Source organism: Vibrio sp. SNU_ST1 (assembly GCF_030563405.1).
Taxonomy (GTDB): Bacteria; Pseudomonadota; Gammaproteobacteria; order Enterobacterales; family Vibrionaceae; genus Vibrio.
The window spans coordinates 2,623,368-2,636,282 of the sequence record NZ_CP130748.1 but is presented as its reverse complement, the minus strand read 5'-3'; the positions used below and the strand labels follow the sequence as shown (position 1 = coordinate 2,636,282).

Annotated in this window: 11 protein-coding genes; 4 read left to right on the top strand and 7 right to left on the bottom strand. The window is 45.6% G+C overall.

Annotation, left to right across the window (positions count from 1 at the left end):
• The first annotated feature begins 9 nt into the window (after positions 1 to 9).
• Together Q5H80_RS11475 and Q5H80_RS11470 are read left to right on the top strand one after the other, a co-directional pair.
• On the top strand, positions 10 to 927 hold the full coding sequence (locus Q5H80_RS11475; protein ID WP_304564827.1) for an ABC transporter ATP-binding protein: 918 nt from the start codon (positions 10 to 12) through the stop codon (positions 925 to 927).
• A gap of 1 nt (position 928) precedes the next feature.
• Complete coding sequence (locus tag Q5H80_RS11470; RefSeq protein WP_239716616.1) at positions 929 to 1,699, top strand: ABC transporter permease; 771 nt, start codon at positions 929 to 931, stop codon at positions 1,697 to 1,699.
• A gap of 157 nt (positions 1,700 to 1,856) precedes the next feature.
• Here Q5H80_RS11470 and panC read toward each other — a convergent pair whose 3' ends face one another.
• The 7 genes from panC to sfsA all read right to left on the bottom strand — a co-directional run bounded on the left by panC (position 1,857) and on the right by sfsA (position 7,960).
• Positions 1,857 to 2,747: a pantoate--beta-alanine ligase gene (panC, locus tag Q5H80_RS11465; RefSeq protein ID WP_304564826.1), complete on the bottom strand. Its 891-nt coding sequence runs from the start codon at positions 2,745 to 2,747 to the stop codon at positions 1,857 to 1,859.
• Between the two features lie 8 nt (positions 2,748 to 2,755).
• Positions 2,756 to 3,550, bottom strand: coding sequence for a 3-methyl-2-oxobutanoate hydroxymethyltransferase (gene panB, locus Q5H80_RS11460; protein ID WP_304564825.1), 795 nt, complete (start codon positions 3,548 to 3,550; stop codon positions 2,756 to 2,758).
• A gap of 22 nt (positions 3,551 to 3,572) precedes the next feature.
• Positions 3,573 to 4,058 (bottom strand): 2-amino-4-hydroxy-6-hydroxymethyldihydropteridine diphosphokinase, encoded by a 486-nt coding sequence (gene folK, locus Q5H80_RS11455; RefSeq protein WP_009847584.1) that lies wholly within the window; start codon positions 4,056 to 4,058, stop codon positions 3,573 to 3,575.
• The gene (gene pcnB, locus Q5H80_RS11450; protein WP_009847583.1) at positions 4,055 to 5,410 is read right to left on the bottom strand and encodes a polynucleotide adenylyltransferase PcnB; all 1,356 of its coding nucleotides are present in this window, start codon (positions 5,408 to 5,410) and stop codon (positions 4,055 to 4,057) included. The genes folK and pcnB overlap by 4 nt, the downstream gene beginning before the upstream one ends.
• Before the next feature lie 156 nt (positions 5,411 to 5,566).
• Entirely contained in the window at positions 5,567 to 6,469 is a 903-nt protein-coding gene (gluQRS, locus tag Q5H80_RS11445; RefSeq protein ID WP_304564824.1) for a tRNA glutamyl-Q(34) synthetase GluQRS, read from the bottom strand.
• A gap of 147 nt (positions 6,470 to 6,616) precedes the next feature.
• Entirely contained in the window at positions 6,617 to 7,063 is a 447-nt protein-coding gene (gene dksA / locus Q5H80_RS11440) for an RNA polymerase-binding protein DksA (protein ID WP_009847581.1), read from the bottom strand.
• Positions 7,064 to 7,198: 135 nt separating this feature from the next.
• The gene (gene sfsA / locus Q5H80_RS11435; RefSeq protein ID WP_304564823.1) at positions 7,199 to 7,960 is read right to left on the bottom strand and encodes a DNA/RNA nuclease SfsA; all 762 of its coding nucleotides are present in this window, start codon (positions 7,958 to 7,960) and stop codon (positions 7,199 to 7,201) included.
• A 94-nt stretch (positions 7,961 to 8,054) separates the two neighbouring features.
• On the opposite strand from sfsA, the gene hrpB reads away from it, so the two are divergent.
• Both hrpB and mrcB read left to right on the top strand, forming a co-directional pair.
• Complete coding sequence (gene hrpB / locus Q5H80_RS11430) at positions 8,055 to 10,493, top strand: ATP-dependent helicase HrpB (protein WP_304569409.1); 2,439 nt, start codon at positions 8,055 to 8,057, stop codon at positions 10,491 to 10,493.
• Positions 10,490 to 12,889, top strand: a complete 2,400-nt coding sequence (gene mrcB / locus Q5H80_RS11425; protein ID WP_304564822.1) for a penicillin-binding protein 1B — start codon at positions 10,490 to 10,492, stop codon at positions 12,887 to 12,889. Before hrpB ends, mrcB begins: the two co-directional genes overlap by 4 nt.
• Positions 12,890 to 12,915 lie beyond the last annotated feature (26 nt).

Here is a 12,915-nt window from a genome sequence, read left to right as displayed (position 1 = left end):
TCTATCTCTATGTATGCATTAGAAATTGAGCAACTAAGAAAAACTTATGCAGGGGGCTTTGAGGCTCTTAAAGGCATTAGCTTACAAGTAGAAAAAGGCGACTTTTACGCATTGCTTGGTCCAAATGGCGCAGGTAAATCCACCACTATTGGTGTTATCTCTTCTCTGGTTAACAAGAGTTCAGGCAAGGTTAAAGTATTTGGCTACGACATTGATACCGATCTGGAGCTAGCGAAGTTGAACTTAGGTTTAGTCCCGCAAGAGTTTAACTTTAACCCGTTCGAAACGGTTGAGCAGATCGTGCTACAACAAGCCGGCTACTACGGTGTACCGAAAGTACTTGCTAAAGAACGCGCTAAAAAGTACTTATCTCAACTCGATTTGTGGGAAAAGCGTGGCGAACGTGCACGTAACTTATCTGGTGGTATGAAGCGTCGTTTGATGATCGCGCGTGCACTGATGCATGAGCCTCATTTGCTGATCCTTGATGAACCAACGGCGGGTGTTGATATTGAATTGCGTCGTTCAATGTGGGAATTCCTCAAGGAGATCAACGAGAAACAGGGCATCACCATTATTTTGACTACGCACTATCTAGAAGAAGCGGAAATGCTGTGTCGTAACATTGGTATCATCAATCGTGGTGAGTTGATTGAGAACACCACAATGAAGTCGCTGCTGGGTAAGTTGAGTGCTGAGACTTTTATTCTTGATCTTGAAGAGGGTGCGACTGAACCTAAACTTGAAGGTGTGAATAGCCAAGTGATGGTGAATGGCTCGCTAGAAATCGAAATCGACAAGAATCTAGGTTTGAATACCATCTTTGATCAATTGAGTGAGCAGCAGGTAAAAGTCCTCTCTATGCGTAACAAAGCAAACCGCCTAGAAGAGCTATTTGTGAGTATCGTCCGTGAGGGGAATAAATAATATGTACAGCCTATATTGGACAGCTTTCTGTAGTTTGTTGACCAAAGAGATCAATCGCTTCACGCGTATCTGGGTGCAAACTTTAGTCCCACCTGCGATTACCATGACGCTCTATTTCATCATTTTTGGCAACCTTATCGGTGCGCGCATTGGTGAAATGAACGGCTTTAGTTACATGGAGTACATTGTGCCGGGTCTGATCATGATGTCGGTGATTACCAACTCATATTCCAACGTTGCTTCGTCGTTCTTTAGTGCCAAGTTCCAAAAGAACATTGAAGAGCTACTCGTAGCTCCTGTCCCTAACTATGTGATTATTGCCGGCTTCGTGATGGGCGGTGTGGTGCGTGGCTTGTTAGTGGGCACTATCGTAACCTTTGTATCGCTGTTCTTTGTTGACCTTCAAGTTGACCACTGGGGCGTGATCATTGCGACGGTATTTCTAACGTCGGTTGTGTTTGCTCTGGGTGGTTTGATCAACGCTGTATTCGCACGCACGTTTGATGATATTTCTATTATCCCAACCTTCATTTTAACGCCGCTGACGTACCTCGGTGGTGTGTTCTACTCGATCAGCCTATTGCCTGAATTCTGGCAAGGTATATCGAAGTTGAACCCTATCGTATATATGGTCAACGCGTTTAGATATGGCTTCTTGGGTGTGTCTGATGTGGGTATTGTGACGTCGTTTGGTGTCTTGGGTGTGTTTATTGTCGTGCTGTATGGCATTGCGCATTACTTAGTTACAAAGGGGATCGGCTTACGTAGCTAAGTTTTAGTTATCCAAGAGCAATTGGTTATCCAGGATCTATTAATAATCCTGAATCGCAGGCAAGAAAAAGGTCGATATTACATCGACCTTTTTTATGTTTTTCATTTGTGCTTTTGCTTTACGTTAGGAGCTGGTTTACGTAAAGAGAAGAAAGCGATTACTCAGCAGTTTCTTCTTTCACTTCTTCTTTCGTTTCCGTGACCAAATCTAAAACTTGGTTGTCGATAAGACGAGTCTTACCTAGGAAAGCCGACATTAGAATCACTGCTTGAGTCGATTCTGAAGTGATCGCTTGTAACGTTTTCACATCACAAATGAATATTTCATCCGGTTGCAGGTCTGCTGCGCGTAGTTGGTCTGTTGCATCTTCAATGACAGACGCGTAATCATCACGACCACCACGAATAGCACTGCTGATCCAACGCATAGTGCGCGCTAGAACTGGAGCTCGCTGACGTTCGTCAATCGTTAGGTTGCTATTGCGAGAGCTCATTGCTAAACCATCCATTTCACGAACAGTCGCTACGCCCACAACTTCAATGTCTAGCGCTAAGTCAGTTGTCATCTGGCGAATCACAGCAAGTTGTTGGAAATCTTTCTCACCGAAGCATGCAAAGTCTGGCTGAACGATATTAAACAGTTTCGTGACAATTGTTGATACACCGCGGAAGTGACCTGGGCGAGAGGCACCTTCAAGCATATGAGATATACCAGGGACTTCAACATACGTCTGTTTGTCCAATCCTTCTGGGTACATAACCTCTGGTGTTGGCGTAAAGACTAACTCAACACCTTCGCCTGTTAGTTTGTTTAAATCGGCTTCTAACGTACGAGGGTAGTTATTTAGGTCGTCGGCGCGATCAAACTGCATTGGGTTAACAAAAATGCTTACAACAACAATGTCAGCCAGTTCACGAGCTTTCTTTACTAGAGTTAGGTGACCTTCATGTAGGTTTCCCATTGTTGGGACAAAAGCAACCGTACGTCCATCACGCTTAAACTGTTTAATCTGCTCACGAAGAGCCGCTATTTCAGCAAAAGTTTGCATAGTTACTCCTAAGCGATTGTATGAGCATCATCAGGGAAACGTGCGCTCTCTACTTCTTCTTTGTATAGAGCGACGGCTTTACGCATATCACCTGTTTCTGCTAGGAAATTCTTAGAGAATTTCGGCATGTAGTTCGCAGAAATACCGAACATGTCATGCATAACCAAGATCTGACCATCGGTAACATTACCTGCGCCGATGCCGATAACCGGTACGTCACAAGCTTCTGTAATTCTTTTTGCTAATGAAGCTGGTACACATTCAAGAAGAACGATTTGAGCACCTGCATTTTGTAGTGCTAGCGCATCAGCAACCATTTTATCGGCTTGCTCGTTGTCACGACCTTGAACTTTGTAACCACCAAAAATGTTTACCGATTGAGGCGTTAAGCCTAAGTGTGCACATACTGGTACAGCACGTTCTGTTAGCATCTTCACAGTTTCAATCAACCAGCTCCCGCCTTCGATTTTTACCATATTCGCACCAGCACGCATTAAGGTTGCTGCGTTCTCACAGGCTTGCTCAGGTGTTGCATAACTCATGAATGGCATGTCAGCCATAAGAAGACAGTTTGGGCTCCCAGCACGCACTGAGCGAGTATGGTAAGCAATGTCGTCAACGGTTACTGGTAATGTATCGTTACGACCTTGTAGAACCATGCCAAGTGAGTCACCGACAAGCAGAACTGGCATATCTTGGCTTTCGAATAATTGAGCAAAACTCGCATCATAAGCTGTCGACGTCGCGAATTTACGGCCTTCTTGTTTGCACTTGATCAGGTCGTTAATGGTTACTTTTTTCATTGATTTTCCTTAATGCGCTTGGCTATTGCTGCCAAACATTGAGCCCGTTCTTATCTACTATTTTTAGCAGCTCTGTCAGCTCAGTCCCATCAGGGAGTTGTAAACTTGGTGCGATTTCAGCAAGCGGGTAGAGCACAAACTCTCTTTCTTTCATTCCGTAATGAGGAACGGTTAAGCGCTCTGAATCGATCACCTCATTGCCGTATAACACGATATCGAGATCCAAGGTTCTTGGCCCCCAACGCTCGTCTTTACGGACGCGCCCTTGTTCTTGCTCGATCTTTTGAGTGCAATCAAGCAGTTCAATTGGCGTTAATTCTGTTTTAATTGCTACTACCGCGTTGATGTAGTCGGGTTGGTTTTGCGGCCCCATTGGAGTGCTACTATATAGCTGTGAGGTCGCGACAAACGTTGTTCGCGGAAGATTCTTTAGCGTTTCGATAGCCAAATTTGCTTGGCTAACGGGGTCGGCAAGATTGCTGCCGACCGCAATGTAAGCCGTTATCATTCTGATTGCTTACTCTTTTTGTTCCTGTAAGTCTTACGGCGGCGATGACCCGACTTTGATGGTGCTGCTACGTCATTAGCCATGGCTTGACGCATGTTGCGTCCTGCTGTCTGATAACGCTCCCACCATTTTGCTAGTTCTTTGGTTTCGCCACCTTCAATTTCGCCACGCATTTCTAGGAAATCGTAGCCAGCACGGAACTTGTTGAGTTCCATCAGGCGAACGGCACGTTTACCGTTGCGACGAGGCAGTCGCAGTTGCAGTTGCCAAACTTCGCGAATGGTTGCGGTATGGCGACGAGGAATCGCAATTGATTTTACTTGTCGATCAAGAATGATGTTACTTGCTTCCATGATCGCATCGTAGTGCGCCATACCCTGTTCCGCGACAAGCTTGTCTGCCAACTTGTTCATTGGGTACCAAAGCATTGCTGCAAACATAAACGCGGGATTTACTCGCTTGCCATCTTCGATACGAAGGTCAGTCGAGTCGAGTACCAGATCAAGCATCTGCTCGGTATGTGAGTCGTAGCCTTCTGTGAAGTGTTCCGCTACTGAAGGGAACATCTGCTGGAATAGGTTGTACTCACGCATCAAGTGGTAGGTTTCTAAACCGTGACCTGATTGCAGTAATTTTAGAGACTCTTCGTAAAGACGCGCTGCTGGGATATCTTTTAGAAGATGTGCTAACTCTTCAATTGGGTCGGCTGTATCTTCCTCAATATCAAAATCCAGTTTAGCGGCGAAGCGCATTGCACGTAGCATGCGTACTGGGTCTTCGCGGTAACGCGTTTCTGGGTCGCCAATCAGGCGGATCAGCTTATCTTCTAAATCTTCTACACCACCCGCGTAATCGTGGATGCTATAGTCTGCAATGTTGTAGTACATCGCATTGATTGTGAAGTCACGACGTTCTGCATCTTCATCAACATTGCCGTACACGTTATCGCGTAGCAACATACCTTCTTCAGATTGCGCAGAAACGTTTTTCGATGGCTCTTGGTGGTGACCACGGAAAGTTGCTACTTCAATGATGTCACGACCAAACATAATATGTGCCAAGCGAAAACGTCGACCGATAAGACGACAGTTTCTGAATAGGTGCTTGATTTGCTCTGGCGTTGCGTTGGTCGCGATATCAAAATCTTTTGGCTGAGAGCCTAATAAGATGTCGCGTACACCACCACCGACTAGAAATGCGTCAAAACCCGCACCATTCAGGCGATATAACACTTTAAGTGCATTGTCGCTGATCTGCTTGCGTGAAATATTGTGCTCTTGACGAGTATAAATATTCAGAGCTAATTCGTGGAATCCGCGTTGTTCGCTTGGGGTATTGTCGTTTGTATTCATTAGTTTATAACAAAGTAGGTATCGCCAGCTTTGTTTTTCTCTTAGTCCAAAGTGGTAGTGCAGAGTTTAATTGCGGCTAATAATAGCTTAGCGCGAGCCATTTGAGAACATCGTCTGCTTAGTCACAGGTATTTGTTACGGTATTTTTATGTATCGTTATTGCGATTTGCCGTTAGTTTCGAACTCATTGCTGTGCTCTTTTTGTAAACTATCAGGTAACTGACGGACGTTCCATTGCTGGCAGCCCCACAATAAAACTTCATCCATTGACGCCTCGCAAAGAGCATTCGGGATATCAAAACCTAAGAATCGCATCGCGTTGATTAATGTCGGTTTTGGGTTGTCGAGATCTATCGCGGTGGCATGGTTCTGTTTTGACAGTTTATTCCCCAAGCCATCGGTTGCCAATGGTAAGTGCAAGTAGCTCACGTTTTTTTGCTTGAGCGTCTTATACAAACTGATTTGTCGACCTGTTGGTTCTATCAGATCGGCACCTCTAACGACTTCTGTTACCCCTTGTTCGATGTCATCAAGGACAACCGCCAAGTTATAGGCAAACAATCCATCTCTGCGTTTGATAATAAAATCTTCTTCAGCCAATGCTTTGGGAATTTGAATTGTGCCGTAACGAACATCGTCAAAGGACTCGATGGGAAAGTCCATGCACAAGCGCACAGCCTGTTCGCCTGAATCAATTAAACCTTTGTCTCGGCAGTGGCCACTATAAAACCCACCCAAGGACTTTATCTGCTTGCGGGTGCACTCACAGTAATAGGCTTGATTGTCAGCGACCCATTGATCAATTTGAGCTTGATATAGGTCATGACGCTGGCTTTGATAAACGACATCACCATCCCAATACAGGTGGTAAGTCTCAAGCGTCTTAAGAATGAGGTCTGCAGCGCCAGCCATTTCTCTTGGTGGATCTAGGTCTTCCATACGAACTAACCATTGTCCTTGGTTAGATTTCGCTTGAAAGTAGCTACCAAGAGCAGCAACCAGTGAGCCAAAATGAAGAGGACCTGACGGTGATGGTGCAAAGCGTCCGATATAATTCATAAGTGAAAACCTAATCTTGATGGTACCGCAGTAGTCGATTCTTAAGACGTTTGGCGATTAGTTTATCGTTATCAACAACGATATAAACCGCTTTTTAGAACAAACAAAAAAGGGAGCCAAAGCTCCCTTTCTTTACATCCGCAAGAATTAACCTTGCATCTGTTTCTCTTTGATCTCTGCAAGTGTTTTACAGTCAATACAAAGGTCAGCAGTTGGACGAGCTTCAAGACGACGAATACCAATCTCGACACCGCAAGAGTCGCAGAAGCCGAAATCGTCTTCTTCGATCTTATCTAGTGTCTTCTCAATTTTCTTGATAAGACGGCGCTCACGGTCACGGTTACGTAACTCAAGGCTGAATTCTTCTTCTTGAGAAGCTCGGTCAACAGGATCTGGAAAATTCGCTGCTTCGTCCTGCATGTGGTGCACAGTACGATCAACTTCTTCCCTGAGCTGGTTGCGCCAAGCTGATAAAATTTTTGTAAAATGTTCCGTTTGCTCAGGTGACATGTACTCTTCACCTGTCTTTGCTTGGTACGGTTCAACACCTGCGATGGCTAGGATGCCTAGCGCTTTTTTCTTAGATTCTGGCATACAGCATCTCCTATTTACACCTAGTCAACTGCAAAGCAGCTAATTTTAAGGCGGGTATCTATAGCAGAAAGAACGAATGGTGGCAAATACTCTTGTTAAAACTTGCAATCAATGTGAATAGTTCAGCATTTTTGCTTAGCTATTGATAAATTCAACGGCTTGTTTTAGTTGTATTTGAGTACTGCTGAGCTCTGCTTTATAGCAAAGCACTTCAACTCCAGCGTCTTGTGCTTGTTTTAGTAATAACGAATATTTGGCGTCTATATGGTGTGCAGCAGACACTTTTTCAATGCCTGAATGTAAAACAGTGAATAAAAGTACGGCTCTACTTCCAGATTCGACCATTTCTGTGAGTTCTCGCAGATGTTTTTGGCCTCGAGTTGTCACTGCATCAGGGAAAAAACCTTGCCCTTCGGTTGATGCTTGTTGTTTAGTTGATATTTGTCGCTTAGTTGACACTTGTTGTTCGTCGAGCAAAGTGACGCTTTTTACTTCGATATAGCAAGGCGGCTTTTCGTTATCTTCAAGCAGAATATCAATGCGACTATTCTCACTGCCATATTTCACTTCGGTTCGTAACGCGTTATAACCTAAGAGTTCAACTATAGTCCCATTTTCAATTGCTTCCACCGCTAGCTGGTTTGCCCGCGCAGTATTTACACAAATACGGTGACCTTTGTCTGTTTCTGAGATCTCCCAGCTGTTTGGGTACTTTCTTTTTGCATTGTCTGATGTTGAGTACCACACCGTATTGCCAGGAGTCGCACATCCTGTCATCGCTCCAGTGTTAGCGCAGTGGATAGTACGCTCGCTGCCGTCTGGAAGTTGGATGTCAGTGAGAAAGCGTTTATAGCGTTTAATAAGAGTCGCTGGCTCTAATGGAGGATTGAAGTGCATATTACTTATTTAGAGAGGTAGGTTTTTATGTACAATGTTGCCAACATTACACCACAAGGTTCACCCATTGCCACAACTGCCCATAGAAGCTGTGATGCCAGATCTGCTCGCTGGCGTACAAACACACACTCAACTTATTCTAAAGGCCGCTCCCGGTGCCGGTAAGTCAACATTCTTCCCTTTACAGTTGGTTAAGACTAATGCCGTTCAAGGCAAAATCATTATGCTTGAACCAAGGCGTTTGGCTGCAAGGAATATTGCTACTTACTTAGCGAGCCAACTAGGAGAGAAAGTGGGAGAGAGCATAGGTTTTAGGGTTCGTGGTGAATCTAAAACCAGTAGTGCGACTCGCTTGGAAATCGTTACTGAAGGGATCATGACGAGAATGATCCAAACCGACCCTGAATTGATCGGGGTTGATATGGTGATCTTTGATGAATTTCATGAGCGCAGCATTCACGCAGATACCGCATTGTCGTTTAGCTTGGAGATCCAAGATGCGCTGCGTGACGATCTAAAAGTGGTGGTGATGTCGGCAACCTTAGATCAATACGCTCTGCAATCTTTGTTACCTGATGCCAAGTATGTTGAATCGCAAGGGCGAACTTTCCCGGTCGACTTCCGCTATCAGCCTCTCAATGCCAATGAATATTTAGCCCCTAAAATGGCTAATGTAATTCGCTCTTTGATGGAGAAGGAATCCGGTTCGTTGTTAGCATTCTTGCCTGGCGTTTCTGCAATTAAGCAGGTGGAGTCTCAACTAGAACAACTCTCTAGCGATATCGATGTGTGTCCTTTATATGGTCAACTCAGCTTTCCTCAACAGCAGAAAGCGATAGCACCATCAGAGAAAGAGCGTCGAAAAGTGGTTCTGGCCACCAATATTGCTGAAACCTCTTTGACCATTGAGGGCATTCGGTTAGTGGTGGACTCTGGTCTTGAACGAGTCGCCAAGTTTGATTTGAAAACCGGCATTACCAAGCTTGAACAAGTAAAAATTTCGCAGTCATCAGCTGAGCAAAGAGCGGGTCGTGCAGGGCGAATCGAAGAGGGCTTGTGTGTTCGTTTGTACAGCGAAACACAGCTTATGCAGCAACCTGCTGTACCAGAACCTGAAATTCTTCATTCTGATTTGTCTTCGTTGGTGTCTGAATTGACGCAATGGGGCGCTGCGAGTGCTGATGAACTGCAATGGTTAGACGTTCCACCAAAAGCTTCAACAGAACAAGGTAAGCAACTCTTACAAAACCTGGAACTGTTAGACGGTAATGGGCAGTTCACTCCGCTCGGTAAGCAAGCCCAGAGCCTAGGTATTGAGCCGCGTATCGCCAGCATGCTGATCAAAGCTCAGCAAAACAGTCCAGCCTTGTTGAATGTCGCGATTGTCGCTGCCGCTTTACTCGAAGAGCCGGAACGCAATGTGACGGATATTCAGCACTCTTTGCATCGACTTAAGCAAAGACAACATTCGAGAAATAGCGTGGTGATGCAGCGAGCGAAGAGTCTCGCTAGCAAACTCAATCATCACTTAGATTTGTCACAAGTTGACGAATCATTGCTACCATTAGTGCTTTGTTTTGCATTCCCAGACCGAATTGCACAAGCGAGAAGTGCGAGCAGCAGTGCCTTTCTTCTGGCGAATGGCCACGGCGCTGAAGTTCGTGATGATGACCCATTGGCGAACAATGACTATATCGTCGTGATTGATTTGATGCGTAGCACTGGGCAAGCCAGTCAAATTTTCTTAGCTACCGCGGTTGATATTGCGCAGCTAGAAGTTGAATTTCCAAAACTGTTTGTGCGTTCCGATTACGCCGATTGGGATGAGAAGCGTGGTCGCTTAGTGGCAGAGCAGCGAGTGTCTTTGGGTAGGTTGATTATCAGCACCAAAGCTTTACCTGAACCAGATTCGAATCAGGCGAGCCAAGCGCTACTCAATTATATCGCTCGCTGCGGACTGGAGCGCTTACATTGGACACCTTCGGCTAAACAGCTCGTTGAGCGTGTACGCTGCGCACAGCTTTGGATGCCAGAGCATGATTGGCCAGCGATGGATGACGCGAGTTTGATTGAACATATTGATGAGTGGCTATCACCATATCTGAATGGCATTAAGTCAGCCAAAGGGCTGTCGAATGTATCGATTGAACAAGCACTGTCGGCTTATCTTGGCTGGCCTCTGAATCAAGAAATAGATCAATGGCTACCTACTAATTACCTGATGCCAACGGGCAGTAAGAAGTCGATTCGATACCAATATCAATCTGAGCCAATGATCTCTGTTCGAATGCAGGAAGTCTTTGGTGAGCAAGATTCACCCTTGATTGCCCAAGGGCGTAAAAAGGTGGTGCTTGAGTTGCTTTCTCCTGCGCAACGACCACTGCAAATTACTCAGGATTTAGCCGGCTTTTGGGCTGGCGCGTACAAAGAAGTACAAAAAGAGATGAAAGGCCGTTACCCAAAACATCCTTGGCCGGATGACCCTGCTAATCATGTAGCAACCACTAAAACTAAACGACAGTTGAACCGATGATGACCAAAATGTTAACGCCAAAAAAGGCACCACCTAAAAAAGCGCCAGCAAAGAAGTCACCAGCGACGAAAGGCAAGCCTAGAAAGCCAAGAGCAGCAGCGAAAAAGACTAAACCTAAGGCTAAGCCGTCTGGCAAGAGAGGTTGGTTGAAGATTCTGTGGGGCATTTCTTGGAAAGCTGGCTTAGCACTTGCCGCATTGCTGTTGTTCGTCGGTATTTATCTGGATTCAGTGGTTAAGCAGCGTTTTGAAGGTCAGCTTTTTGATCTGCCAACCGTTGTTTATGCTCGTGTATTGGACCTATCTCCGGGTACTGCCGTTAGTTTGGTGCAAGTCAAAAATGAATTGGATGTGCTGAATTACCGCAAGGTGAACTCTCCTCGTCATCCGGGTGAGTACTCTTCTTCTTCAACCAAGATTGAAATGATTCGTCGTCCGTTCGAGTTTGTCGATGGACCGGAAGCGGATCGTCATGTGATGCTGCATTTCAACGGTAACGAGTTAACTCGTATACAGTCGCTAGAGAAGAAAGGCGACATGGGCTATCTACGTGTTGAACCGAAAATGCTTGGCATGCTTGAAAAAAGTAACGATGAGCAACGCCTGTTCTTAAAACGTAATCAGTTCCCAGAAGTGATGGTTGATGCCTTATTAGCGACTGAAGACCGAAGCTTCTATCAACACGATGGGGTATCGCCATTAGCAATCGCTCGTGCAATGGTCGTTAACGTCAAAGCTGGGCGAACGGTGCAGGGGGGGAGTACGCTGACACAACAGTTGGCAAAAAACCTATTCCTGTCCAGTGAGCGTACATTGTGGCGTAAGGTTCGTGAAGCCTACATTGCGCTTATCTTGGACCATCGTTACAGCAAAGATCGTATTCTAGAGGCTTACTTAAACGAGGTTTACCTTGGACAAAATGGTGGGCAAGCGATTCATGGCTTCGGTTTAGCATCCCGCTTGTACTTCGGTCAACCAATTCAAGAGCTCCGTATCGATCAGCTGGCACTGCTTGTAGGTATGGTGAAAGGACCCTCGTATTACAATCCGGTTCGTTATCCTGAGCGTGCTAAGACTCGACGCGATCTGGTTCTTCGTTTATTGATGCAGCAAGACATATTAACTCCGCGACAATACGAAGAAGCGGCGAGTCGTGATTTAGATATTCAAGACAACCCACGTATTGCTAGCCGTCAGCCAGCTTACTTCCAGCAAGTAAACATTGAGCTTAAGAGATATGTCGGCGATCGATTTGAAGCGAAAAAAGGGATTCGAGTCTTTACCTCTCTGGATCCAGTTTCCCAAGACAAGTTAGAAAAGTCGATTGCTCGTAAAGTGCCTGATTTATCTAAAACGGCAGGTAACAAGTTGGAAGCTGCTGCGATTGCTGTCGATAGAAATACTGGAGAAATCCGAGCGATGGTCGGCGGTAAACGTACCGGTTACGATGGTTTTAACCGAGCCTTGAACGCGAGTCGCCCTATTGGTTCTTTGGTTAAGCCAGCAATCTACTTGACTGCATTAGAACAACCTCAGAAATACACGTTGGCGACAACATTGAAGGACACGCCACTGAGCTTAAAAGGCAGTAAGGGTAGCGTATGGAGCCCAAGAAACTTCGATCGTAAGTTCCGTGGCGATGTGCCCTTGTATGTGGCGCTTTCTAAGTCTTACAACGTACCTACCGTTCGTTTAGGCATGCAGTTAGGCATTGATAGCGTCTCGGATACCATTGGAAAGCTGGGTGTCGATAAAAATGAGATTCGCCCTGTGCCGTCGATGTTTTTGGGTTCGTTCTCACTGACTCCGTTCCAAGTTGCTCAGATGTACCAAACCATTACCAACTCTGGCCGCATCGCACCTTTGTCTGCACTTCGTTCTGTTGTTGATAATGATGGCGAGGTTCTGTATCAGTCGATTCCTCGTGTATCACAAAGCGTTGACCAGCAAGCAGCTTGGTTAACAACCTATGCGATGAAGCGGGGTGTATCGGAAGGTACAGGCCGTTTCTTACAAGGTCAATTTGCGTGGGCTGGGTTAGCTGGTAAAACGGGCACGAGTAATGACAGTCGAGACAGTTGGTTTGTTGGTGTTGATGGTCGTGAAGTCACGACGATTTGGTTAGGCCGAGATGACAATAAACCGACTAAACTAACAGGTTCTAGCGGTGCGTTGCGTGTCTATGCCGATTATCTGAAGCAAAGAACGCCTGAACAGCTATTGCTGCCTTGGCCAACAGGAATTGCGACCGTTAGCTTCACTCGAACTTCTGAAGGGGCGTTAGAGTTTGACTGCGGTGGTACAGTGAAATTGCCGGTCTGGGATGAAAGTGGCAGCATTAAAAAGGGCTGTGAAAGTCAACCAAAACAGTGGCTAAAGAAGCTTTTTCAGTGGTAAAGTCATAACAGAAAAGAATGACAAGG

What these genes read in the sequence shown, in the direction of transcription:
- Q5H80_RS11475 (WP_304564827.1), top strand. Translation starts at nt 10, where the DNA reads ATGTATGCATTAGAAATTGAGCAACTAAGAAAAACTTATGCAGGGGGC.
- Q5H80_RS11470 (WP_239716616.1), top strand. Translation starts at nt 929, where the DNA reads ATGTACAGCCTATATTGGACAGCTTTCTGTAGTTTGTTGACCAAAGAG.
- panC (WP_304564826.1), bottom strand. Translation starts at nt 2,747, where the DNA reads ATGCAAACTTTTGCTGAAATAGCGGCTCTTCGTGAGCAGATTAAACAG.
- panB (WP_304564825.1), bottom strand. Translation starts at nt 3,550, where the DNA reads ATGAAAAAAGTAACCATTAACGACCTGATCAAGTGCAAACAAGAAGGC.
- folK (WP_009847584.1), bottom strand. Translation starts at nt 4,058, where the DNA reads ATGATAACGGCTTACATTGCGGTCGGCAGCAATCTTGCCGACCCCGTT.
- pcnB (WP_009847583.1), bottom strand. Translation starts at nt 5,410, where the DNA reads ATGAATACAAACGACAATACCCCAAGCGAACAACGCGGATTCCACGAA.
- gluQRS (WP_304564824.1), bottom strand. Translation starts at nt 6,469, where the DNA reads ATGAATTATATCGGACGCTTTGCACCATCACCGTCAGGTCCTCTTCAT.
- dksA (WP_009847581.1), bottom strand. Translation starts at nt 7,063, where the DNA reads ATGCCAGAATCTAAGAAAAAAGCGCTAGGCATCCTAGCCATCGCAGGT.
- sfsA (WP_304564823.1), bottom strand. Translation starts at nt 7,960, where the DNA reads ATGCACTTCAATCCTCCATTAGAGCCAGCGACTCTTATTAAACGCTAT.
- hrpB (WP_304569409.1), top strand. Translation starts at nt 8,055, where the DNA reads ATGCCAGATCTGCTCGCTGGCGTACAAACACACACTCAACTTATTCTA.
- mrcB (WP_304564822.1), top strand. Translation starts at nt 10,490, where the DNA reads ATGATGACCAAAATGTTAACGCCAAAAAAGGCACCACCTAAAAAAGCG.